Source organism: Catenuloplanes nepalensis, assembly GCF_030811575.1.
Lineage (GTDB): Bacteria > Actinomycetota > Actinomycetes > Mycobacteriales > Micromonosporaceae > Catenuloplanes > Catenuloplanes nepalensis.
This window is the reverse complement of the sequence record NZ_JAUSRA010000001.1, coordinates 5,965,775-5,988,410: the sequence shown is the minus strand read 5'-3', so window position 1 is coordinate 5,988,410 and position 22,636 is coordinate 5,965,775. Positions and strand designations below refer to the sequence as shown.

Genomic DNA, 22,636 nt, shown 5'->3' with positions numbered 1-22,636 from the left:
TCGTCTGCATAGCTGCCGGGGTTGTCGAACATGTGCCCGGAACCCCGGCAGTGCAAACGTTTGAGTGAATTACCGCGGTTCCCACGCGTCGGGGCGGGTCGTCAGCTTCTTCACGTGGTTCGGCAACCGGCCGCTCACCACGTCGGCCAGGCTGGTCTCGTCGACGACCTCGCGCACCGCGCTGCGGACCGCGACCCACAGCTTCGGCAGGTTCTCCGCAGCGCCGTCGTAGCGGGTCTCCTCCGGCCGCATGCCGCGGACGCCCGCGAGCGGCCCGTCGACCGCGCGCAGGATCGAGCCGATCATGATCTCGCGCGGCGTCTGCGCCAGCGTGTAACCGCCCTCGGCGCCGCGCTGGGCCCGGACGATGCCGGCCCGGCGCAGGTCCGCGAGCACGGCCTCCAGGAACTTCCGCGGCATGTCCTGCTCCTGCGCGATGGCCTGGGCGGACATCAGTGAGGGGTGGACCGAGGCCAGGCTGAGGGCGGCTCGGACGGCGTACTCACCACGCGCGGAGATCTGCACCCCCACATTGTGACCCCGCACGGGGCCGCAGCGTGCGCCGCCCCACTCTGTCCCACAAACAGCGGCTCGGTGTACTAGAAAGTGTGGAACGCGGTTGTTCGCAGCACATGCGGGCCGGCGTCCCGCGCCTCCAGCGGCGGGCCGGGCAGCGCGGCCCGGAACGCGCCGGGCGAGCAGCCGGTCTCCCGGTGGAAGAAGCGGCCGAAGTTCGTCGGCTCCGGGAAGCCGAGTGCCCGGCCGATGTCCGCGATCGGCGTCTCCGTGCAGGCCAGCAGGCGCCGGGCCTGCAGCGCCACCCGGTCGTCGATCACCTGCTTGGCGCTGCGGCCGGTGGCGGCCAGGCAGGCCCGGGTGAGCGTGCGGACCGAGCAGCCGAGCAGCCGGGCGTACTCCTCGACGCGGCGACTCCGTGCGTACCCCGTCTCGATCGCGGTCGTGAACTCGTGGAACGTCGACGTCTCCGGCGGCGTGCGATCGCCGGCCAGCAGCGCGATCCGCAGCATCAGCACGGTCAGTTGATGGCGCAGCAGGTCGTCCGCGAGCGGCGTGCCGGCGTGCCGCTCCCGGTCCACCACCAGCTGGCTCACCTCGCTGATCACGGCGTCCTCGTCCTCGCCGGCCAGCTGCCACCCGCACCGACCGCCGGGCTGCCAGCGGTCGGGGAGGTCCTCGGGATGCCAGGAGATGAGCACCGCGTCCAGGCCGGCCCGGCGGCTGAGCCGGATCGCCTGGCCCGGCCGGGCCCACAGCAGCGTGCCGGGGCGGCAGTCGTGCCGGACGAAGTCGATCTCCTGCGCGCCCTGGCCGACCGTGACCAGCAGAAGGAGGTTGCGATCGAGGAGATGCGGTCCGTCTCCGGAGAAGTCGCTGAGCGTAGTGGCGCCGATGCCCGTGGGGCGAGCGGGCTCACTGCCCTGCCGCGCCTGACCGATACCGACCATCGGACTCACGGTAACCGTCCCTGGCCAGGTACGCATCCCCACATTCTCTTTGTTGCACATTTATGGCAATTTCGGAGCTTTTCTGTGCATAAGAGTGACCCGCGCGTACCGACTGGTATCGCGCGGGTCATATCAGTTCTTCTGTCCCTTTTAATGCCGCCTTTTACCGCCCTGCCAGCAGCCGGTTCACGGCCGCGTCGACGTCGAGGTGATCGCCCTCCCGGCCCCGCGGCACCACCACGTACGTCCGGCGAAGGAACCGGACGAGCACGCTCCGTGGCACCTCGAAGAGGGCGTTCCCGTCCGGTGACGACAGGGCCAGAGCCACGAAGTCACCCTTCGGGGTGGCCCAGGGCCACACCCGGACGTCGCCGATCCCGGCCGGCTCGTCGAGCCCGGTGACCAGCAGTTCCCGCGCGAATGACCAGCTCACGGCCTCGCCCCCGGCCGTCTCGGCGTGGAACAGCACGTGCACCGCGTACGGATCTGACGGGTCGTAGCGAAGGCTGGCGCGCACCGGCAACGCGGTAGCATCCGGTGCGACAAGCCGCAGCGACGTCTCGACCTCGACGGTCGTCGGTCGGATGACACTCATTGACGTTCTCCCCCCGGCACCGCTGCGGGGTACTCACCCCGCGTATCCCATACTCAGCGGATACATCCGATTACGCTCCGTCATACGCTGATCTCACCCAGTAGTAGGAAGTCGGGCCGAACTGGTCTTCCCAAAGAAAGAGTTCAAGTAAGATCCCGGCGTCTTGCCTGCTGCTCGATCCGCCGTTCGCGGCGGTACCAACGTCGACTCACTCCGGTAACGTCGTGTTGTCCGGTTCAGTGACGGCCCTACGGCTACCGGGGGTAGGTAATGGCGTCAAATCCCTCCACGGCGTCCGATTCCGGGGTGGACACAGTGGGTGATCATGAAGAGGTGGAAACCCTCGAAGAAGTGGTCCGGCCCACCCCCGCATGGCGACGCCGCATCACCAATAAGCTCGACGAGATCCGCGCCAACCCCACCGGCCGGATAGCCCTGAAGATCGGCATCGGCCTCCTCGGCGCGATCGTGGTCGCGGTCGGCATCGTCGCGATCCCGCTCCCCGGCCCCGGCTGGGGCATCGTCATCGTCGGCCTCGCCATCTGGGCCATCGAGTTCGCCTGGGCCCGCCACCTGCTCCACTTCACCCGCAAACACGTTCAGGCCTGGACCCGCTGGATCATGCGCCAGCCCTGGCCGCTCCGCTCCCTCCTCGGCCTCCTCTGCTTCGTCTTCGTCAGCGCGATCGTCTGGCTCTCCCTCCGCCTGACCCTCGGCATCGACCTCATCCAGGTCGGCCTGGATCTCCTGGAGCGGTTCTAGAAGCCGCAGAAACGGACTTTCCGCGTCCAGTGGCTGACGTTCGGCGTGCTCCCCCGGCCGCCTGGCCCGGGATCAAGCCGGGCGAGTGCCGGTGCTGCTTCCGGAGGCCCGTCAAGAACTGCAAGAACGCGGGCGCTTTCCCGCTTCCGGCGTGGTGCAGCCCGTTTGCTCCCGCGGGCAAACCCGCGGCGGCCTCCGCCGCCGCTCCGGTCGCCGCGTCGGAGCCGGTGCCGTCGCTGGTCACCGAAACCCCCGCGAGACTCCCGGTGCATCACGCCCGGCCGCGCCCCGGCACGCCGGAACCCCGATGTGCGCGGGTCGGGCCGGGTCCGGTACAGTTCTGTCTCGCAAGGGCGATTAGCTCAGTGGAAGAGCGCTCCGTTCACACCGGAGAGGTCACTGGTTCGAACCCAGTATCGCCCACGAGATGCAGGGGCCGTGTGTCCGCGGAAAGCGCGGACTGCGGCCTCTCGTCATGTCTGCTCAGGGGGCCGAGCCCCCTGAAACCCGGCGGTGCTGTGGTTGCGTGGGGTGGGTCGGTGCGGTGCGGGCCTTGCGGCCTTGCGAGTGAACCCGGCGGTGCTGTGGTTGCGTGGCGTGGGTCGGTGCGGGGCTTGCGGGTGAGCGCGTGCGTCGTGGGCTGCGTGGGTGACCCTGTTATCGCCCGGCCGGAGGGGATTGCCTGGGCGCGAGTTGTTGCCCATAACGGGCAGGGCGATTGTGTAGTAACATTGCTACACGGCTTCGGAGGTGGGGATTGTGACGGTGACGAGATTGTCGAGCCGTGAGTTCAATCAGGATACGGGGGGAGCCAAGAATGCGGCTCGCAGCGGCCCGGTCTTCATTACCGACCGGGGCCGGCCCGCGCACGTGCTGCTGACCTTCGAGGAGTATCAGCGGCTGACCGGTGGGCAGGAGAGCATCGTTGACCTGCTCGGCCTGTCCCCGGAAGAGGCTGACGTCGAATTCGAGCCCACCGCGTCCCGTGACCTGGCCCGGCCCGCGGATCTCGCCTGATGTTCCTGCTGGACACCAACGTCGTCTCCGAACTGCGGAAAGCCAAGGTCGGGCGGGCCGACGCCAACGTCGTCGCCTGGGCGGCCGGTGCCGCGGCCAGCAGTATGTTCATCTCGGCTATCACCGTGCAGGAACTGGAGATCGGGGTTCTCCTGGCCGAGCGGCGCGATCCGGCACAGGGCGCGATTCTGCGCCGTTGGCTGGAAGCGCAGGTGCTGCCCGCGTTCACCGAGCGAATTCTTCCCGTCGACTCCGCCGTTGCGCGACGCAGCGCCGTCCTTCACGTTCCCGATCCGCGGCCCGTCCGTGACTCGCTGATCGCGGCGACCGCGTTCGTACACGGCATGCCGGTCGTCACTCGTAACGTGGCTGACTTCGCGCCCGCGGGTGTCGAGATCATTGACCCGTGGCAGCCGCCCGGCGAGGGCGCGTAAGCCGTCCTTCCGCGGTGGGACCAGCCTTCCGCTCGGCGGCGGTGTTCTGGAGGCACCTGCACCGAACTTTCGGTCCACCGAGGCCACCGAAGGGTGGTCGGGGGTGGGTGGGCAGACGCGGAACCCCTATTCGCTCAGCCACAGCCAGTGGGGGTCGCCGTCCGGGTCGGCAGTGGCGGTCGCGTGCGGGATGGCGCCGTTGGCGATCGGGACGGGGATGGACGGGTCGATCGTGGGGCCGGCCGGGGTCTGCGGCGTGGTGGGCGTGAAGCCGGAGCGCGGGCGCGCCTGCGGTAACTCAAAGGCGCGCGAGGGGTTCAGTCATCCAGGGTGTGGACGGGTTGTCCGGTGATCGTGGCGATGAGGTCGAAGTCCTTGTCGACGGCGAGAACGGTCAGTCCTGCCTTCTCCGCCGTTGCCGCGATCAGCAGGTCGGGAATCGATGGTGCGCGATGCTGGCCGCGGTCGGCCAGGAGCATCTGTACCTGGAACGCCCTGTCCTCGACGGCGGGTGTCAGGTACTCGATCGGCATCAAGGACAGTGGCGGGAGCACGAACTGCTCCCGCCCCGTTTCGCCGGAACGTGCGGAGTAGCCGAGCTCCAGCCGCGTGATGGTGGAGAGCCGGACCAGCCCGCGGCTGATGCGCAGGCTCCACTCCTCGCGATTCGCGGTCTGGCCGAGTTGAAGGCGGACGTATGCCGACTTGTCGATCAGCCAGGTCGTCACCGCCACGCGTTGTCCATCACCGTGGGGTCGGCCAGGTCAGGGAAGGCCTCTGCGGACCGTTGCCAGTCCTCGGCAGTGACCACCTGCCCTCCGGTGGGCGCCATGCCCTGTTCGAACTTGCGACGCAGGTATTCGTTACGGGAGAGGCCGAGACCGGCTGCCGCCGCGTCGATACGGTCGACGGCTTCCTGGCTCAGATCACGAATGAGGATGTTTGCCATGGGCACCTCCGTAGGCGGATCTGATATCACGATATCACTCGCCTTGCGCGAGGGCGCTCGTGCGCCGGCGGCGACGGCTTCCCGCTCCGGGGGATTGCTCGCGTTGCCGGTCGATCGTCGCGCTTCTATATTCGCCGATAGGGGCGACGTGAGGTGAGGGTGACGATGGGTGATCGGGGTGTGCGGCGGGGGATCGTGGCGGTGCTGGTGGCGGTGCTCGCGGCCGGGTGCGGGGGCGTGGGCGGTGACGACGGTGGTGCCGGCGGCGCGGTGACGCTGACGATGATGGGGTTCGGGACCGGCGACGAGATCGCGCGGACGCGGTTCGACGCGGCGAACGCGCGCATCGCGCCCGGGACCGCGGTGGCGTCGGAGGGCAGCTTCGACGCGCAGCAGTTCCTGTCGGCCGTGGCGTCCGGGACGCCGCCGGATCTGGTCTACATGGAACGGCGGCTGCTGGGGACGTACGCCGCGAAGGGCGCGCTGCTGCCGCTGCGGGACTGCGTGGCGCGCGAGCGGATCGACGTGGCGCAGTTCCGGCCGGCCGCGCTGGCGGAGGCCACGCTGCGGGGAGAGCTGTACGGGCTGCCGGACTTCTACAACAACCGCGTCCTGATGATCAATGACGCGGTGGTGGGCGAGGCCGGCCTCGCGACGGACGACTGGGACGCGCTGGCGAAGCGCGCGGAGGAGCTGACCGTGACCGAGGCGGGAAAGCTGAGCCGGATCGGGTTCGACCCGAAGATCCCGGAGTTCCTGCCGATGTGGGCGCGGGCCAACGGTGCCGAGCTGGTCAGCGCGGACGGCCGGACCGCACGGCTGGACGATCCGCGGGTGGCCGAGGCGCTGGAGTTCACGGCCGGGCTGATCCGGGCGCAGGGCGGCTGGGCCGCGTTCAAGTCGTTCCGGGACACGTTCGACTTCTTCGGCGCGCGGAACCAGTTCGCGAGCGGGCAGCTGGGCGCGTTCGTGATGGAGGACTTCTACCTGAACGTGCTGGCGGAGAACTCGCCGGACACGGCCGTCACGGTGGCGCCGTTCCGCGGGCGGGACGGTAAGCCGGTCGACTGGATCACCGGGAACGCCTGGGCGATCCCGAAGGGCGGCCCGCACCCGGAGGAGGCGTGCCGGTGGATCGCCACGATGACGGACAGCGAGACGTGGATCGCGGCGGCGCGAGCACGGGCGAAGGTGCGGGCGGACGCGGGCAAGCCGTACGCCGGTACGTTCACCGGCAACGTCCGCGCGGACGAGGTGATCTTCCGGGACGTGGTGCAGCCGAGCGCCGCGGTGCGGACCGTGCTGGAGACGCAGGAGACCGGGTTCTCGCTGCCCGCGATGGCGGCCGGCGAGGAGTTCAAGGCGGCCTGGCAGGACGCGGTCAACCGGGTGCTGGACGGGCGGCAGTCACCGGCGGAGGCGCTCGCCCAGGCGCAGCGACAGGCACAGGCCGCGCTGGACGAGGCGAACCGCGGCAGTTGAGATGGCGCGCCGCGAGACGTGGGCCGCGTACGGCTTCCTGTCGCCCTGGATCGTCGGTTTCCTGGTCTTTCTGGCCGGGCCGATGGTCGCCAGCCTGGTGCTGTCGTTCACCGACTACGACGTGCTGACCGGCGCGGAGTTCGTCGGCGCGGACAACTACCGGACGCTGTTCGGCGATCCCCGGGTGCGGACGAGCCTGGGCAACACGCTGTTCTACACGGCGCTGCACGTGCCGCTGACCATGGTCGTGTCGCTCGCGTTGGCGCTGCTGCTCAACCGCGCCGGGCGCCGGTCGGCCGGGTTCTTCCGGACCGTCTTCTACCTGCCCACGGTCACGCCCAAGGTGGCGGTCGGCGTGCTCTTCCTGCTGCTGTTCAACGGGCAGTCCGGGCTGGTCAACCAGGTGCTGGGACCGATCGGGCCGGACTGGACCGCGGACCCCGCGTGGATCAAGCCGGGGCTCGTGCTGATCGGCGCGTGGAGCCTGGGCAGCACCGTGATCATCTACCTGGCCGCGCTCCGGGACGTGCCCCGTGACCTGCACGAGGCCGCGCAGATGGACGGCGCGTCCGCGTGGGCGCGGTTCCGGGCCGTGACCGTGCCGTCGATCAGCGGCGCGCTGTTCTTCACGCTGATCATCAACACGATCAGCGGGCTGCAGACGTTCGACGAGGTCTACACCGCGTTCTACGGCAGCGCGAACCAGCAGACGTACGGCAGCGACGCCGCGCTCTTCTACGTCGTCTACCTCTTCCAGCAGGCGTTCCAGTTCCTGCACATCGGGTACGCGTCCGCGCTCGCCTGGCTGCTCTTCGGAATCATCATGGCGGTCACGCTGGTCCAGGTCCGGCTGAGCCGCCGCTTCGTGCACTACGGGGGTGGCTGATGGGCGCGCGTCGCTGGCCGATCTGGACCGGGCTGGCCGTGGCCGCGGTCGTCTTCACGTACCCGTTCGCCTGGCTGGTCAGCGCGTCGCTGAAACCGCGGCCGGACGTGTTCGACAACGCGCTGATCCCGCGCGAGTGGGCGCCGGAGAACTACGTGACGATCTGGTCCGCCGCGCCCGTGCTGACCTGGCTGGGCAACAGCGTGGTGGTGGCGCTGGCCGCGGCCGCGACCGTGACGGTCTCCAGCGCGATCGTGGCGTTCGGCTTCGCCTACTTCCGGTTCCCCGGGCGGAACGCGCTCTTCGCGCTGGTCGTCGGCACGATGATGCTGCCCGGCGCGGTGACCATGATCCCGACCTACCTGATCTGGAACGAGCTTGGCCTGGCCGCCACGCAGGTGCCGCTCTGGGCGCAGAATCTGTTCGGCAGCGCGTTCTACATCTTCCTGATCCGGCAGTTCTTCCTCGGCGTGCCGCGCGAGCTGTTCGAGGCCGCGCGCGTGGACGGCGCGTCGTACTGGCGGCTCTTCTGGCGGATCGCGGTGCCGCTCTGCCGTCCCGCGCTGATCGTCGCGTTCGTCTTCGAGCTGCGGGCCAGCTGGTCCGACCTGCTGCGGCCGTTGATCTACCTGCGTGATCCGGCGCTGTTCACGATGCCGCGCGGGATGAAGGCGATCCTCGACCAGTTCGGTCAGGCCGGGGAGGCACGCTGGGAGGTGGTGCTGGCCGGCGCGGTGCTCACGACCGTACCGATGATCATCGCTTTCCTGCTCTGTCAGCGGTACTTCATCGAGGGCGTCGCCACGCAGGGCCGCAAGGGGTGAATCTTGCCGGCGCTGTGCACACTGATCCGGTGCATCTCGCCATCGATCTCGGTACGTCGACCACCGTCGCCATGTCCGGCGCGCCGCCGGAGGCGCTGATCATCGACTCCGCCGTCGCGGTCACCGCCGAGGGCACCATGCTGACCGGCGCGGACGTGGGCACGGCCGATCCACGAAGCGTCGAGCCGCATCCGAAACTCCGGGTCCTCGACGGCGTCGTCCGGGCCGGCGGGCGTGAGCTGCCGGTCGGCTACACGCTCGGCGCGATCCTGCACCGGGCCGGCGCCGGGGACCGCGCGGTCACGCTCACCCACCCGGCCGCCTGGGGTCCGGCGCAGCTCGCGGCGCTCACCGAGGCCACGGCATGGGCCAGGCCCGCCGCGGTACGGATGGTGCCGGAACCGATCGCGGCCGCGTTCCACCTCGTCTCCACGCTCGGGCGCCCGGTGCCCCCGGATCACGGAATCGCGATCTACGACCTGGGCGCCGGAACCTTCGACATCACGGTGGTACGGCAGGGGCCGGCCGGCCTGTCGATCGCGGCCACGGACGGGCTGGCCGACGTGTCCGGCCTGCATCTGGACGCGATCGTGGTCGGCACCGCCCGGCGGCTGACCGTGGACACGGCGCCGGACGTGTGGTCGCGCCTGGAAGATCCGCGGACGCCGGACGACCACCGGGCGCGGCGACAGCTGTGGGCGGCCGCGCGCACGGCCAGGGAGGAGCTGTCGTCACAGCCGGCCGCGTGGCTGCCGGTGCCGATGCTGGCCGCGCCGGTGGAGATCGGCCGGGCAGGGTTCGAGGCGGAGGCGACGCCGCTGCTGGAGCGCACGGTGGCACTGACCGTGGCGACCATGCAGCGGTCCGGCGTGCCGGTGGCCGGGGTGCTGCCGGTCGGCGGCGGCACCCGCACACCGCTCGTGGCGACGCTGCTGCACCGGGCGCTCGGAGTCGCACCGATCACGGTGGAGGCGCCGGAACTGGTGGTCGCGCGGGGTGCATCGGCGATGCCATGGCCGCCCGCGGACAGCGCGACGGCACCCGGGTCCGCCGCCGGCCCCGTTCCCGCGCCGGTGAGCGCGCCACCCGCCGTGCCGGGGCAGTTCGGGGCGGCCGTGGTGCCGGGGCAGTTCGGGGCGGCCGCGGTGGCGGGCCAGTTCGGGGCGCCGGTCGTCGCGCCCGTGCCGGGGCACTGGCAGCAGCCCGCGCCGTGGCAGGCCGCGCCGGTGCCGGGCTATCCGCGGATCGAGGCGATCGAGATCGCGACCGACGGCGGGGTCGGGATCACGCTGCGCTGGATCGAGCGGGAGCCGGACGAGGACGGCGGCGGTGGCACGCACGAGGAGCCGCGGTTCCTCGCCGTCGACGGCCGCGTCCAGGTCTTCGGCACCGCCGACGGCCTGGTGGCCTTCCTGCACGGTGACACCGCCCACGACCTGCGCGACCGTCCCGGCTTCGCCGAGTTCGCCGGCTGGGCCACGCCGCCCGCGCTGTTCCCCGCGCCGGAACACCGCTACGGGCTGGACCTGGTCGTCACCAACCTGGCCGGCGGCCGCGACGAGTGGATCCCCGAGCTGCTGCTCGGTGCCGCCGCCCTCGCCCGCGACCTCTCCTACGCACTGGACCAGGACGTGTGGACGTTGCTCGCCCCCGGCTCATTGCTGGACGACTTCGACGAGGCGCTGCGCCGCAACAGCCGCTGGAAGCTGCGCGGCTTCGACCCGGCCCTCCTGATCGCCCACTGGACTCAGGTCATCGACGAACTCGGCGACACGATCGAGTTCCGCCCCTGACCGTGCCGGCCCCGCCGGAACCGGAGGCCACGCGACGTGGCCCGGGGACCGCTGCTCTTCTCCCGGCCACGACGTCGCCGGCTCCGACGCGGCGACCGGAGCGGCGGCGGAGGCCGCCGCGGGTTTGCCCGCGGGAGCACACGGGCTGCACCACGCCGGAAGCGGGAAAACGGTCCTGCTGCTCGTTATCGCGTACCGAGGACCTCGGCGGTGCGGAACCGGGCGTGGGTGATGATGCGGACGTGGCGGGCGAGGGCGGTGAACTCGACGCGAGCGTGGCCGGTGCGGTCGGTGGCGTCGGTGGCGACGCGGGTCCAGTGGCGGCCGTCCGTGGAGGTCTCGACGTGGAAGCGGGCCGCGCCTCTCAGCGAGACCGTGACGCCGGTGAGTTCGCGGAGGCGGCCGAGGTCGACGCGGTTGTGGTGCCAGCGGCGGCCGAGCGCGTGGTCGGTGGGGATCTCCTCGGCGGTGTAGCGGCTGTAGTTGTAGAGGCGTTTCGGCTGGGGGAGCGGGCGGCCGGTGACCTTCGCGGTGAGGTCGCAGGGGCCGTTCGCGTAGACGTGGGCGCGGTCGCCCATCACGTAGTCGACTATCTCGGTGCGGTCGTCGCCGCAGAGGTCGCCGCGCATCATCCGGCCGTCGACGCCGAACGTGGCGACCCGGTCGCCGTTGCCGTCCCAGATGCCGGCCACCTCGCCGCAGCCACGGTTCCAGGACAGCAGCAGGTCGCGGTAGGTGCCGTCCCAGTTGTGCAGCGGCTCCAGGACCGTGCCCCAGCAGCCGAGCGTGGTGCGCTCTTCCTTCCACAGCGTCTCGCCGGACGCGGAGACCAGGTAGAGCGAGTCCCTGCCGGTGGTCGCGGTGCGGTCGACCCGGTCCAGGCCGGCGACCTCCAGGCCGGGCAGGTCGGGGCGGAAGTCGCCCATGCCGACCTGCTGCGCCTCGACCGCGTCCAGGTTCTGCCAGAGCAGGGAACCATCCTGACGGTACGCGTTGGTGCTGTCGCCGCCCTTCCCGGCGCCGCCGAAGACGATGTCCTCGGCGCCGTCGCGGTCCAGGTCGCCGACCGCGATCGAGTCCGGGTGGTCGGCCATGTCCGCGGTCCAGAGCAGCGTGCCGTCCGGTGCGAGCACGTCGTACCCCGCGATCAGCTCTTGACGTCCGTCGTCGTCGAAATCATGCGGGTACGGCCGGTGGCCGACCGTGCCGGTGTGCGTCCAGAGCAGCGTGCCGAACTCGTCGGTGACCCACACCTGGTCGTAGCGGTCCTTGAAGACCAGGTCGCGGGGCTGGTCCAGCCCGCGCGTGTTCGCGATGACGATGGTGTCCCACGCGTTCGGCCCCGGCACCGGGAACTCGCGGACCAGCGTGCCGGTGCTGCCCTCGAAGACCCGGAACACGCCCTCCATCACGGCGAGCACCTCGTTGTCCCCGTCGCCGTCCAGGTCGTAGATCTCCGCGGGGATGTCCGTGCCGTTGTTCGTCACGCGCGGATCCGGCGTGCCGATCTGCCACATCTTCGTGCCGCTCGCCACGTCGAACGCGGCCAGCGACTGCACCTGCCGGCCGATGTAGACGTCGGAGGCCAGGTAGGCCGGCTGCATGGTGACGATGTCCAGCCGCCCGTCACCGCTGACGTCGCCGAGCAGCAGCCGGGCGCCGGTGCCACCGGCGGACGTGTCCACGCTCGTGATCAGCTGGGGTTCGAGGCTCGGCGCCGGGACGGGCGCGGCCAGACCGGTGGCGGCAACGGCGGCCACCAGCACCGATGGTATCGACATTTCTGGATGCTATCGCGAACCCGGTCGTGCGAGGCGGCAGAATCGGCAGTCATGGACCTCGACGATCGGCCGGCAGTTCATCTTCGGCTCCGAAGGCGTCGTCCGCGTCTTCGGAGGATTGAGATCAGCGCCGAGGGGACGCGGACGACGCGGCGGTCAGCGTTCGGCCGCGGGTGCGAGCGCCGGCGTGGCCGCGACCGGCGCGGTCTCGGCGACGGACTCCGGGCCGGAGCCGGCCGCGCCGGCACGGCGGCGGGAGATCAGCCAGCGGGTGAGCTCGATCGTGACCGTCAGGGTGATCGCCATGCCGAGCGCGAAGGCGACGCCGAGCAGCTTGTTCTCCTCGAAGGCGGCGCCGCCGAGGAAGCCGATCAGGCCGGAGTAGAGCGCCCACGAGACGACCGCGATCGTGTCGTAGAGCGTGAACCGGGCCCGTGGGTAGCCGCACGCGCCCATGGTCAGCGTGGCCGCGGTGCGGCCGCCCGGGATGTAGCGCGCGATCACCAGCAGCAGTCCGCCGCGCCGCTGCAGCGCGGCCGAGGCCCAGTCGAACGCGGCCCGCCGGCGGCCGGTGGCGGGCAGCCGCCGGGCCAGGCCGGTGGAGCGGCCGATCTGGTAGGAGATGTGGTCGCCGCAGAACGCGCCGGCCGCGGCGGCCGCGATGATCAGCGCGAGGTTCGGTTCACCGGACACCGCGAAGACGCCGGCGGTGATCACCATGGTCTCCGACGGGACGGCCGGGAAGAACGCGTCCAGCAGTGCCAACCCGAATATGGCCAGGTAGACCCATGGGGAGGTCACCGCGGCCTCCAGCAGCTCGATCATGCCCTCGACGCTAAGAAGCTCCATGGGTCTCCCACATCCGGCGAAAGTCAGAGTCCGACCCGGAGATTGACTCAGGGATATGGACAGCGGATGACGTCCGTCTGGCCGTCGAGGATCGCGCGGGCCTGCACTCGGGCCAGGTTGAGGTCCTGCCACCCGTCCGGGTGAGCCCTTAGGCCCGCGGCCGGGCCCTGGAGCAGGCAGCCGCGCAACTCGGCCGGGGCCTCGGCCAGCTCCGGCACCGCGTCCGCGGACAGCTGCCCCAGGTAGGCGGTGTCAATCCGGTCCTCGTTCAGGTTGTGCCGGGCGATCAGCGCGTCCGGGTTCACCGCGACCAGCGTGAGCAGCGCCAGCACGGCCGTGCCGAAGACCGCGCGCGGCAGCCACCGGGCGCGCAGCCGGACGCCCGCGACGAGCACCATCACGAAGACCGCGCCGAGCCAGAGCTCGCAGGCGAAGACCAGCACACGCAGCCGGGTCAGGCCGTAGACGTCCGCGTACAGCGACATCCGGGACAGCGCGGACGCCACGATGAGCAGCGTCAGGCCGGCCAGCGTGCCGAGCAGCACCCGGACGACGAGGCGGTCGGTGGTGGACGCGCGCGGCGCGGTCAGCGCGGCCACGCCCAGCACCAGCAGCGTCAGGCCGGTGACGACCAGCAGCTGCCAGAAGCCGGACCGGGCGTACTCCGCGTAGGTCAGCCCGGCCGTGGCCAGCACGTGCTCCGCACCGCCGAACAGCACGGCCGCCTGCACCAGCACGAACGCGCCGAAGAGCAGATCAAGGGCGACGACCGGAAGCAGCCATTCGGTACGGCGGACGGGCCGGCGCAGCGGCTCGTCCAGATCGGCGGTGGCGGGTGGCGCGACCCGGACGAACGCCAGCGCGCCGAGCAGCAGCGTCAGCGCGGGGAACAGCACCAGCACGCGGGCCACGATCGCGCCGTCCAGCTCCGGCAGGGATGCGGTGATCAGCTCCGCGAACGCGGCGTCCGCGGAGATGAAGAGCGCGCCGAACACGATCAGCAGCGCCACGGTGAGCAGGATCGGCAGCGCCAGCCGCGGCGAGTCCGCGGTCCGGCCGCGGCGCAGCGTGCGGGCACCGCGGGCCAGCCACGGCACGGCCCGCGCGGCGGCGGCCGGCATGATCGTCGTGAGGTAGCCGAGGGCCCGGACCGAGGTGCCGCCGCCGGTCGCCAGCACGGCGGTGAGCAGCGCGGTCACCACGCAGAGCGCGAACAGCCAGCCGGCCGCGCGGATCGTGCCGGCGCCGAGCAGCAGCACGGTGGCGGCGGACCACAGGTAGCGGTCGGCGCGCCGGCCGGGATCGGTGGCCGGGAGCGCGACGCGCGCGGGCGGCATGGTGCGGCGGACCCGGGCGCGGCCGGCGATCACGACCGCGGCGGTGCCGGCCAGCGCGGCGAGCAGCCAGCCGAGGCCGGGACGGCTGACGTTCAGCGTGCCGGCCCCGATCGCGGCCGCGACCAGCAGCGCGACGACCACGCCGGGCGCCGCCGGCGCGTCCGGTCCCAGCCAGCGCTCCGGAGACTGCGACGGCCAGGGACCGTGCACGAGCAGCTGAGTGTGTACCGGCGGCCCGGCCTGCCGCGGCGCCGGCGACGCGTGGGTGGGCGGAGCGGCGGGTCCAGCACCGGCAACGGGCACGGCCGGGCCAGGCGCGGTGGAATCCGGCGTCGCGGCAGCGGGCGCGGTGGAGTTTTGCATGGTGGAAGCGGGTGGCGTCGATTCTGTTGGCGCGACAGATGCGGATTTATCAACCTTTTCCGGCTGTGGGGCGGCCGGTGGCGTGCTGGTCATACGGGGCTCCCGGGGTGGCAGGGTGTGCGGGCGCGCGTCGCCGGCCGGCCGCGTGGTGCGACGGACGGTGGAGACGCGGTCCTCAATGAAGTGACGTGACCGGAGGCGGCGTACGTACCGCCGGGGATTCATGAATTTCGGGCGGGAAGCCGGACCTGGACGTGTGCGCCGGTCATCGTGTCGCCCGGGCGCGGGTCGACGACCGCGATGCTGCCGTGGTGCAGCTGCACCACCCAGCGGGCGATCGCCAGCCCGAGCCCGGTCCCCCCACCGGTCGCGCGTTCACCGCGGGTGAAGCGCTCGAAGACGCGCTCCCGCTCCGCGACCGGGATGCCGCTGCCCTGGTCGGCGACGGCGAAGAGCACGTCGTCGCCGTCGAGCGCGGCGTTGAGCCGGATCGAGCCGCCGGCCGGGCTGTGCCGGGCCGCGTTGTCCAGCAGGTTCGCGAAGAGCTGGTGCAGGCGCTCGGGATCACCGTCGAGCGTCAGGTCACCGTCCGCGTCCAGCCGGATCGGCACCGACGGGTGGTTGACCTGCGCCTCCGCGACCACGTCGGCCAGGAAGTCGTCCAGCGCGATCTCGGTGCGCTTCATCGGCACGATGCCGGCGTCCAGGCGGGACAGGTCGAGCAGCTCCGCGACCAGCTTGCCGAGGCGCTCGGTCTGGGCGAGCGCGGTGCCCATGGCGGCCGGGTCCGGCTCGGAGACGCCGTCCACGATGTTCTCCAGCATGCCGCGCAGCGCGGTGATCGGCGTGCGCAGCTCGTGGGACACGTTCGCGATCAGCTCGCGGCGCTGCCGGTCGGCCGCGTCCAGGTCCGCGGCCATCACGTTGAACGCGGCGGCCAGCTCGCCGACCTCGTCCCGCGAGTTCGTGTGCACGCGCCGGGTGTAGTCGCCGCGGGCCATCTGCCGGGCCGCGTCCGTCATCTCGCGCAGCGGCACGGTCGCGCCGTGCGCCGCGATCTGCAGCGTGAGCAGTGCCAGCGCGACCGCGGACGCGATGAACGCGACGTTGAGCGGGATCCATTTCAGCGAGTACCAGAGGACGAGCAGGCCGACGCCGCCGGCCAGGCCGAGCGCGAGCGACAGCTTCGCCTTGATCGAGCGGACCGGGTCGAGCGGGCGGGGGAGCCGGCCGAGCAGCCTCTCCACCGCGTCCATCAGCGGGCGGACCGGGGGCCGGGCGCGCAGCCAGCTGCCGGCGCGGTAGATCCGGTCCAGGACCAGCGAGCCGAACCGGATGATCCACGGCAGGCCGCTCTCCGGCCGCCCCCGAAGCGTGTTCACCGGCCGGCCCCGGATGCGGCCCGATTCAGGGCGAGCCCGGATGCGGCCGGGGCGACGGCGGGCTTGGATGCGGTCGGGCCCACGGCGGGTGCGGAGCTGGTCTGGCCCGCGGCGGGTCGGAGACCGGTCCGGTTGACGGTGGGTGCGGAGCCGGTCCGGTTGACGGTGGGTGCGGAGCCGGTCCGGCCCGCGGCAGCTCCGAGACCGGTCCGGTTGACGGCGGGTCCGGGGCCGGGCCGGTTCACCGGTCGACCTCCAAGGCGTAGCCGACGCCGTGCACGGTCCTGATCAGGTCGGCGCCGAGTTTGCGGCGCAGGCCCTTGATGTGGCTGTCCACGGTCCGGGTGCCGGACGCGTCGGCCCAGCCCCAGACGTCGGCCAGCAGACGCTCCCGGGGCAGCACCGTGCGCGGCCGGCCGGCCAGGTGCACCAGCAGGTCGAACTCGGTCGGCGTCAGGTGCGCCTCGACGCCGTTGCGGGTGACCCGGCGCTCGGCCCGGTTGATCTCCAGGTCGCCGAGCACGATGGGCGGCTCGCCGGCCGAGGCCTTGGTCATCCGGCGCAGCAGCGCGTGCACCCGCGCGGTCAGCTCGCGCATCGAGAACGGCTTGGTCAGGTAGTCGTCCGCGCCGACCGCGAGCCCGACCAGCAGGTCCGTCTCGTCGTCACGCGCGGTGAGCATCAGCACCGGCACCGGGCGTTCGGCCTGTAGCCGGCGGCACACCTCGAGGCCGTCGAAGCCGGGGAGCATCACGTCCAGCACCACGGCGTCCGGGCCGATCCGGCGGGCGGCCTCGACCGCGCCGGGGCCGTCGGAGGCGCAGTGCACTGCGAAACCCTCGGCGCGCAGGCGGGCGGCGACCGCGTCCGCGATCGTGCGCTCGTCCTCGACGACCAGAATCGTCCGTTGTGCGGCCATGTGTCCCTCCGAGTCGGTGCCGGTGAGGTGACTCTAAAGACCGATCGTGCAGGCACGACGCGCGAGTTGTGAACGAACTGTGGAGATCAGGAGCCTGCGGGGGTACGGATGGAAGGCGCGCTCCCGTCCCGTACCCCCGAATGATCTTGACCTTGATCCACAGTGGAAATCGGTTGACCCCGGCGCGCCCGGCCCGCAGGGTGACGTGGATCTCCATCAGGCCGAAAGAGGTGACGTTGTGTCAGAGCCCGACGACGCTGCCGTCCGCACGTTCGTGCGCGACGGCCGCCTGACCGCCATGCCGAGCAGGCTGACCCGCCGCCGCGCCGTGCTCGATCACCTCACCCGCGCCTCCTTCGAGTCCGGCCGGCGCTATCGCGAACCGGAGGTCAACGACATCCTCCGTGCCTGGTGCGACGGGGTGCCGGGGGTGGATCACGTGGCGATCCGCCGATACCTGATCGACCTGGACATCCTGGCGCGCGAGGACGGACTCTACTGGCGCGCCTACGAGGCGTGATTAGAACATCTGTGCGATAGTTTGCGCGTCATGTGCGCCTCATCTGCGGCATGGAGCGACGGACTCGTCGGACCCTGCGGTTAGAGTCGCTCCAGTCGTGTTACGGCGCCACCCAGCACAAGCGCGAGGATCTGGAGTCAAGAACCGGTGACTGCACAGCCCGAGACCCTGTACGGGGCAGCCGACCTCACCCACCTCGAGGGGCTGGACGCGGTCCGTAAGCGCCCCGGCATGTATATCGGGTCCACCGACAGCCGTGGCGTGAACCACCTGTTCAACGAGATCGTCGACAACTCGACGGACGAGGGCGTGGCCGGCTTCGCCACCCGCGTCAAGGTGACGCTGCACGAGGACGGCTCCGTGCAGGTCGACGACGACGGCCGCGGCATCCCGACCGACACGCACGCGAAGTCCGGCATGTCCGGCGTCGAGCTGGTGATGACCCGGCTGCACGCGGGCGGCAAGTTCGGCGGCTCCGGCTACAAGACCTCCGGCGGCCTGCACGGCGTGGGCGCGTCCGCGGTCAACGCGCTGTCGCTGCGCTTCGACGTGACCGTGCGGCGGGACGGGAAGATCCACGAGATCTCCTTCCGGCACGGCGTGGCCGGCGAGTTCCACGGCCCGGGGCCGGATGCGCAGTTCACCGCCGCGTCCGGCCTGCGCGTGACCGGCAGGATGAAGCGCGGCGAGCCGACCGGCACCAGTATTCGGTACTGGTACGACGCCCGTTATTTCGAGGCCGGCGCCGCGCTGGACGTCGAGGCGGTCCGCACCAAGCTGCGCAACACCGCGTTCCTGGTCCCCGGCGTGAGCTACGTGCTCCGCGACGCGAACGTGGACCCGATGTCCGGTACCGGCACCGAGGAGTTCCACTTCCCGAACGGGCTGGCCGACATGGTCGACTTCCTGGCCCCATCCAGCGAGAAGCCGGTCTCCGGCACGCTGATGATCAACGGCACGGGGTCGTACCGGGAGAACGCCGCGGACGAGAACGGCGTCATGCGGTCGAACGTGGAACGCACCGCCGAGATCGAGATCTCGTTCCGCTGGGGGACCGGCTACGAGCGCACGGTCGAGTGCTTCACCAACACGATCCGCAACGTGCACGGCGGCACCCACCGCAAGGGCTTCGAGCGGGCCGCGGTCCGCGCGCTGGTCGAGGCCGTGAAGAACACCCGCGGCCTGCTCAAGCCGAAGGAGGAGCCGCCGGTCCTGGACGACGTGCTGGAGGGGATGACCGCGGTCATCCACGTGCGCGTGCCGGAGCCGCAGTTCACCTCGCAGACCAAGGACGAGCTCTCCACGGCCGGCATCACCCGGGTGGTGCAGCAGGTCGTCGAGGCGCGCCTGAAGGACTGGGTGCAGGACAAGAAGACCAAGGTCGAGGCGCGGACGGTCCTGCAGAAGATCGTCGACGCGGGCCGGGTGCGGCTCACCCAGAAGCAGCAGAAGGACGCGGCCCGGCGCAAGACCGCGCTGGAGGGCGCGTCGATGCCGGCCAAGCTGGTCGACTGCCGCTCCACCGGCGTGGGCCGCAGCGAGCTGTTCATCGTCGAGGGCGACAGCGCGCTCGGCACCGCCCGGATGGCGCGCAGCTCGGAATACCAGGCGCTGCTGCCGATCCGCGGCAAGATCCTCAACGTGCAGAAGGCGAGCCTGCAGCAGGTCCTGGACAACGCGGAGTGCTCCGCGATCGTGCAGGTGCTCGGCGCCGGCTCCGGGCGCACGTTCGACGTGAGCTCGATGCGCTACGGCCGGATCCTGATCATGGCGGACGCGGACGTCGACGGCTCGCACATCCGCACGCTGCTGATCACGCTGTTCGCCAAGTACATGCGGCCGGTGATCGAGGCCGGCCGGCTCTACGCCGCGATGCCGCCGCTCCACAAGATCACCACCAAGGGCCGCTCCCCGCAGACCATCTACACGTACACGCAGCCGGAGATGACCAACACGGTCGCGCGGCTGACCAGGTCCGGCAAGCAGGTCGTCACGCCGATCCCGCGATTCAAGGGCCTCGGCGAGATGGACGCGGACGAGCTGTGGGACACCACGATGAACCCGGCCTCGCGCGCGGTCCGCCGGATCACGCTTCTGGATGTCGACGCCGCGGAGCGCACGCTCGAACTGCTGATGGGCGAGAAGGTCGAGCCCCGCAAGAACTGGTTGATCAACTCTTCCGACCGCGTCGACCGCGACGCCATCGACGCCTGAGGAACTGTTAATGGCTCGCCGCAAGGATTCCAAGTCCGCCAAGGTCGACCTGTCCGCGTTCGACGCGGCCGGGGCGCGGATCATCGACAACCCGCTGACCACCGAGGTCGAGGACTCCTACCTGGAGTACGCGTTCTCGGTCATCCACTCCCGCGCGCTGCCGGACGCCCGCGACGGGCTCAAGCCGGTGCACCGCCGCATCCTGTTCTCCATGTACGAGCAGGGCTACCGGCCGGACCGCGGGCACGTGAAGTCCGCGCGCGTCGTCGGTGACGTGATGGGTAAGTACCACCCGCACGGCGACGTCGCGATCTACGACGCGATGGTCCGGCTCGCCCAGGACTTCTCGCTGAACGTTCCGCTGATCGACGGCCACGGCAACTTCGGCTCGCCGGACGACGGCCCGGCCGCCGCGCGATACACCGAGGCGCGCATGTCCAGCGAGGCGATGCTGCTGGTCGGCGAGCTCGGCGAGGGCACGGTCGACTTCGTCCCGAACTACGACGGCTCGCTCGAACAGCCCTCCGTGCTCCCCGCCGCCTTCCCGAACCTGCTGGTCAACGGCACCTCCGGGATCGCGGTCGGCATGGCGACGAACATGATCCCGCACAACCTCGGCGAGGTCGTGACCGCGGCCCGGTGGCTGATCAACCACCCGGACGCGGACCTGGACAAGCTGATGACGTTCGTCCCCGGACCCGACCTGCCGACCGGCGGGATGCTGCTCGGGCTGGACGAGGTGCGCAAGGCGTACGAGACCGGCCGCGGCGTGGTGCGCATGCGGGCCAAGGTGGAGATCGGGCCGCTCGAAGGCTCGCGCGGCCGGCAGGCGATCACGGTGACCGAGCTGCCGTACGGCATCGGCGCCGAGAAGGTCATCGAGAAGATCACCGACGAGGTCAACAAGACCCGGCGCCTCCAGGGCATCGCGGACGTCAAGGACCTCACCGACCGGGAGAACGGCACCCGCCTGGTCATCGAGTGCAAGGTCGGCGTCAACCCGCAGGCGCTGCTCGCCGACCTCTACCGGCTCACCCCGCTGGAGCAGTCGTTCGGCGTCAACAACCTGGTCCTGCTCGACGGCCAGCCGCAGACGCTCGGGCTCAAGGCGCTGCTCGAGGTCTTCCTCAACCACCGCTATTCCGTGGTGACCCGGCGGACTCTGTTCAGGCGGACCAAGCGGCAGGATCGCCTGCACCTGGTCGACGGCCTGCTCATCGCGCTGCTCGACATCGACCGGGTGGTCGCGATGATCCGCGCAAGCGACGATGCCGCGTCCGCCAAGGACGGCCTGATGGAGCAGTTCGGGCTCTCCGAGATCCAGGCGTCGTACATTCTGGACACGCCGCTGCGCCGGCTCACCCGCTTCGACCGGCTCGAACTCGAGTCCGAGCAGGAGCGCCTCAACTCCGAGATCGCCGCGCTGTCGCTGATCCTCGACGACGACAAGGTCCTGAAGAAGGTCGTCTCCGACGAGCTCGCGGCCGTCGCCAAGGAGCACTCCACGCCGCGCCGCACCGCGCTCATCGACGGCGACCTCAAGGAGGTGCTGGCCGCGTCCATCCCGGCCGGCCCGCTCGAGGTCAAGGACGACCCCTGCCAGGTCATCCTCTCCGCCACCGGGCTCGTCGCGCGTACCGCCGCCGAGTCCGAGGAGTCCTCGGAGAGCACCCGCCGCAACGGCCGCGACCGCCACGACGCGGTCCGCGCCATCGTCCACACCACGGCCCGCGGCCAGGTCCTGCTCATCACGAACCGGGGCCGCGCGTTCAAGACCGACGTGCTGCCACTCCCGGTCCTCCCCGAACACACCGGCACGGTCTCGCTCCGCGGCGGCATGTCCGCCAGCGAACTCGCCGACCTCGACCCCGGCGAGACCGTCATCGGCCTGGCCCCGCTGGTCCCCAAGCCCGGCGAGACGCTCGCGCTCGGCACCCGCCAGGGCGTCGTCAAGGTCTGCGCCCCCGACTGGCCGGTCCGCGCCGACGTCTTCGAGGTCATCGGCCTCAGGGACGGCGACGAGGTGATCGGCTCCACCTGGATCACCGGCACCGAATCGCTCGCGTTCCTCACCAGCGACGCCGCGCTGCTCCGCTTCCCGGCGTCGCTGGTGCGCGCCCAGGGCACCAAGGGCGGCGGCATGGCCGGCATAAACCTCACCACCGGCGCCTCCGTCGTCTTCTTCGGCGCGATCGGCACCGACGACCCCCAGCACGGCGCCCCGCTGGTCATCACGTCCACCGGCCGCACCGTCAAGGTCACCCCGTTCGACGACTACCCCGCCAAGGGCCGCGCCACCGGCGGCGTGCGAGCCCACCGCTTCCTCAAGGGCGAGGACGCCCTGGTCGTCGCGTGGATCGGCGTCCGCCCCGCAGCCGCCACCACCACCGGCGAGCCGATCGACCTCCCCGACATCGACCCCCGCCGCGACGGCTCCGGCGCCGCCGCCATCTGCCCCGACCTCGTCGGCCACCTCATCGAACGCGACTGAAACCCACAACTGCGCTATACCCCGTCCCGGCGTGGCCGGTGTCCGCATGCTCCCGCGGGCACCGGTCGTCGCCGGCGCTCCTCCCTTCCACTCCCGGCGACCACGCCTTTCGATCTCCCGCCTCCGATCCTCCCCACGCGCAACTCCGCACCGAACCCCACCCGGCCAGAAATCGGCGCCGCCCACGGATTCCCCGCCGGTTCCCCGCGCCGCCGGGTTCTGGCGCCGCCGGTTCCCCGCGCCGCCGGTTCCCCGCGCCGCCGGTTCCCCGCGCCGCCGGTTCCCCGCGCCGCCGGTTCCCCGCGCCGCCGGTTCCCCGCGCCGCCGGTTCCCCGCGCCGCCGGGTTCTGGCGCCGCTGTGCGGTTCGCGTTCGGCTGGTTCGCGCCGCTTGCTTTTCCGGCCGTTGTGCGGTTCCTGTTCGGCTGGGTTCCGTGCCGGCCAGTTCTCGGCGCTGCTGCACGGTTCGCTTCACGCCGAACCCCAAGGCGGATCCCGTCGATCGCTATACAGCGCCCCGTCCCGCATCGCGGATGATCGATCTCGACAAGTGGCTGATCTTCTACATGATGGG

The 22,636-nt window shown here is 71.2% G+C and carries 21 protein-coding genes and 1 tRNA gene; 12 read left to right on the top strand and 10 right to left on the bottom strand.

Annotated features, from left to right (window positions below):
- Positions 1 to 69: 69 nt before the first annotated feature.
- From J2S43_RS25575 to J2S43_RS25565, 3 genes are all read right to left on the bottom strand, one after another.
- On the bottom strand, positions 70 to 525 hold the full coding sequence (locus J2S43_RS25575; protein WP_306833370.1) for an RrF2 family transcriptional regulator: 456 nt from the start codon (positions 523 to 525) through the stop codon (positions 70 to 72).
- Between the two features lie 74 nt (positions 526 to 599).
- Complete coding sequence (locus J2S43_RS25570) at positions 600 to 1,466, bottom strand: helix-turn-helix transcriptional regulator (RefSeq protein WP_306833368.1); 867 nt, start codon at positions 1,464 to 1,466, stop codon at positions 600 to 602.
- A 163-nt stretch (positions 1,467 to 1,629) separates the two neighbouring features.
- Complete coding sequence (locus tag J2S43_RS25565) at positions 1,630 to 2,061, bottom strand: SsgA family sporulation/cell division regulator (RefSeq protein ID WP_306833366.1); 432 nt, start codon at positions 2,059 to 2,061, stop codon at positions 1,630 to 1,632.
- A 333-nt stretch (positions 2,062 to 2,394) separates the two neighbouring features.
- Between J2S43_RS25565 and J2S43_RS25560 the strand changes: the two genes are divergently transcribed.
- From J2S43_RS25560 to J2S43_RS25540, 5 genes are all read left to right on the top strand, one after another.
- On the top strand, positions 2,395 to 2,823 hold the full coding sequence (locus tag J2S43_RS25560; protein WP_306833364.1) for a TIGR02611 family protein: 429 nt from the start codon (positions 2,395 to 2,397) through the stop codon (positions 2,821 to 2,823).
- Between the two features lie 351 nt (positions 2,824 to 3,174).
- A tRNA-Val gene (locus J2S43_RS25555) sits at positions 3,175 to 3,246 on the top strand.
- 336 nt (positions 3,247 to 3,582) lie between these two features.
- Positions 3,583 to 3,840, top strand: a complete 258-nt coding sequence (locus J2S43_RS25550; protein WP_306833363.1) for a type II toxin-antitoxin system Phd/YefM family antitoxin — start codon at positions 3,583 to 3,585, stop codon at positions 3,838 to 3,840.
- Entirely contained in the window at positions 3,840 to 4,274 is a 435-nt protein-coding gene (locus J2S43_RS25545; RefSeq protein ID WP_306833361.1) for a type II toxin-antitoxin system VapC family toxin, read from the top strand. Before J2S43_RS25550 ends, J2S43_RS25545 begins: the two co-directional genes overlap by 1 nt.
- On the top strand, positions 4,228 to 4,626 hold the full coding sequence (locus J2S43_RS25540) for an amidase family protein (protein ID WP_306833359.1): 399 nt from the start codon (positions 4,228 to 4,230) through the stop codon (positions 4,624 to 4,626). Before J2S43_RS25545 ends, J2S43_RS25540 begins: the two co-directional genes overlap by 47 nt.
- Here J2S43_RS25540 and J2S43_RS25535 read toward each other — a convergent pair.
- Positions 4,592 to 5,008 (bottom strand): PIN domain nuclease, encoded by a 417-nt coding sequence (locus J2S43_RS25535; protein WP_306833357.1) that lies wholly within the window; start codon positions 5,006 to 5,008, stop codon positions 4,592 to 4,594. The genes J2S43_RS25540 and J2S43_RS25535 overlap by 35 nt on opposite strands.
- Positions 4,999 to 5,223 carry a type II toxin-antitoxin system VapB family antitoxin gene (gene vapB / locus J2S43_RS25530; RefSeq protein ID WP_306833355.1) on the bottom strand — a complete coding sequence of 75 codons (225 nt, stop codon included), beginning with the start codon at positions 5,221 to 5,223 and terminating at the stop codon, positions 4,999 to 5,001. Before vapB ends, J2S43_RS25535 begins: the two co-directional genes overlap by 10 nt.
- Positions 5,224 to 5,388: 165 nt before the next feature.
- On the opposite strand from vapB, the gene J2S43_RS25525 reads away from it, so the two are divergent.
- From J2S43_RS25525 to J2S43_RS25510, 4 genes are read left to right on the top strand one after another with little or no spacing between them, the layout of a single operon-like run.
- Positions 5,389 to 6,705, top strand: coding sequence for an ABC transporter substrate-binding protein (locus J2S43_RS25525; RefSeq protein ID WP_306833353.1), 1,317 nt, complete (start codon positions 5,389 to 5,391; stop codon positions 6,703 to 6,705).
- A 1-nt stretch (position 6,706) separates the two neighbouring features.
- Entirely contained in the window at positions 6,707 to 7,591 is an 885-nt protein-coding gene (locus J2S43_RS25520; protein WP_306833351.1) for a carbohydrate ABC transporter permease, read from the top strand.
- Entirely contained in the window at positions 7,591 to 8,415 is an 825-nt protein-coding gene (locus J2S43_RS25515) for a carbohydrate ABC transporter permease (RefSeq protein ID WP_306833349.1), read from the top strand. The genes J2S43_RS25520 and J2S43_RS25515 overlap by 1 nt, the downstream gene beginning before the upstream one ends.
- A gap of 29 nt (positions 8,416 to 8,444) precedes the next feature.
- Positions 8,445 to 10,208, top strand: coding sequence for an Hsp70 family protein (locus tag J2S43_RS25510; RefSeq protein WP_306833347.1), 1,764 nt, complete (start codon positions 8,445 to 8,447; stop codon positions 10,206 to 10,208).
- Positions 10,209 to 10,393: 185 nt separating this feature from the next.
- On the opposite strand, the gene J2S43_RS25505 is transcribed toward J2S43_RS25510, so the two are convergent.
- From J2S43_RS25505 to J2S43_RS25485, 5 genes are all read right to left on the bottom strand, one after another.
- Positions 10,394 to 11,989: a rhamnogalacturonan lyase family protein gene (locus J2S43_RS25505; RefSeq protein ID WP_306833345.1), complete on the bottom strand. Its 1,596-nt coding sequence runs from the start codon at positions 11,987 to 11,989 to the stop codon at positions 10,394 to 10,396.
- Between the two features lie 156 nt (positions 11,990 to 12,145).
- Complete coding sequence (locus J2S43_RS25500) at positions 12,146 to 12,838, bottom strand: DedA family protein (protein WP_306833343.1); 693 nt, start codon at positions 12,836 to 12,838, stop codon at positions 12,146 to 12,148.
- Between the two features lie 47 nt (positions 12,839 to 12,885).
- Entirely contained in the window at positions 12,886 to 14,385 is a 1,500-nt protein-coding gene (locus tag J2S43_RS25495) for a DUF4153 domain-containing protein (protein WP_306833341.1), read from the bottom strand.
- A gap of 374 nt (positions 14,386 to 14,759) precedes the next feature.
- Positions 14,760 to 15,920 (bottom strand): HAMP domain-containing sensor histidine kinase, encoded by a 1,161-nt coding sequence (locus J2S43_RS25490; RefSeq protein ID WP_442320045.1) that lies wholly within the window; start codon positions 15,918 to 15,920, stop codon positions 14,760 to 14,762.
- Positions 15,921 to 16,161: 241 nt separating this feature from the next.
- Positions 16,162 to 16,839: a response regulator transcription factor gene (locus J2S43_RS25485; protein WP_306833339.1), complete on the bottom strand. Its 678-nt coding sequence runs from the start codon at positions 16,837 to 16,839 to the stop codon at positions 16,162 to 16,164.
- Positions 16,840 to 17,077: 238 nt separating this feature from the next.
- On the opposite strand from J2S43_RS25485, the gene J2S43_RS25480 reads away from it, so the two are divergent.
- From J2S43_RS25480 to J2S43_RS25470, 3 genes are all read left to right on the top strand, one after another.
- The gene (locus J2S43_RS25480; protein ID WP_306833337.1) at positions 17,078 to 17,359 is read left to right on the top strand and encodes a DUF2087 domain-containing protein; all 282 of its coding nucleotides are present in this window, start codon (positions 17,078 to 17,080) and stop codon (positions 17,357 to 17,359) included.
- 147 nt (positions 17,360 to 17,506) lie between these two features.
- Entirely contained in the window at positions 17,507 to 19,573 is a 2,067-nt protein-coding gene (locus tag J2S43_RS25475; protein WP_306833335.1) for a DNA gyrase/topoisomerase IV subunit B, read from the top strand.
- A 10-nt stretch (positions 19,574 to 19,583) separates the two neighbouring features.
- On the top strand, positions 19,584 to 22,064 hold the full coding sequence (locus J2S43_RS25470; protein WP_306833333.1) for a DNA gyrase/topoisomerase IV subunit A: 2,481 nt from the start codon (positions 19,584 to 19,586) through the stop codon (positions 22,062 to 22,064).
- Positions 22,065 to 22,636: the final 572 nt, after the last annotated feature.

What these genes read in the sequence shown, in the direction of transcription:
- J2S43_RS25570 (WP_306833368.1), bottom strand. Translation starts at nt 1,466, where the DNA reads ATGGTCGGTATCGGTCAGGCGCGGCAGGGCAGTGAGCCCGCTCGCCCC.
- J2S43_RS25565 (WP_306833366.1), bottom strand. Translation starts at nt 2,061, where the DNA reads ATGAGTGTCATCCGACCGACGACCGTCGAGGTCGAGACGTCGCTGCGG.
- J2S43_RS25545 (WP_306833361.1), top strand. Translation starts at nt 3,840, where the DNA reads ATGTTCCTGCTGGACACCAACGTCGTCTCCGAACTGCGGAAAGCCAAG.
- vapB (WP_306833355.1), bottom strand. Translation starts at nt 5,223, where the DNA reads ATGGCAAACATCCTCATTCGTGATCTGAGCCAGGAAGCCGTCGACCGT.
- J2S43_RS25525 (WP_306833353.1), top strand. Translation starts at nt 5,389, where the DNA reads ATGGGTGATCGGGGTGTGCGGCGGGGGATCGTGGCGGTGCTGGTGGCG.
- J2S43_RS25520 (WP_306833351.1), top strand. Translation starts at nt 6,707, where the DNA reads ATGGCGCGCCGCGAGACGTGGGCCGCGTACGGCTTCCTGTCGCCCTGG.
- J2S43_RS25515 (WP_306833349.1), top strand. Translation starts at nt 7,591, where the DNA reads ATGGGCGCGCGTCGCTGGCCGATCTGGACCGGGCTGGCCGTGGCCGCG.
- J2S43_RS25505 (WP_306833345.1), bottom strand. Translation starts at nt 11,989, where the DNA reads ATGTCGATACCATCGGTGCTGGTGGCCGCCGTTGCCGCCACCGGTCTG.
- J2S43_RS25500 (WP_306833343.1), bottom strand. Translation starts at nt 12,838, where the DNA reads ATGGAGCTTCTTAGCGTCGAGGGCATGATCGAGCTGCTGGAGGCCGCG.
- J2S43_RS25485 (WP_306833339.1), bottom strand. Translation starts at nt 16,839, where the DNA reads ATGGCCGCACAACGGACGATTCTGGTCGTCGAGGACGAGCGCACGATC.
- J2S43_RS25470 (WP_306833333.1), top strand. Translation starts at nt 19,584, where the DNA reads ATGGCTCGCCGCAAGGATTCCAAGTCCGCCAAGGTCGACCTGTCCGCG.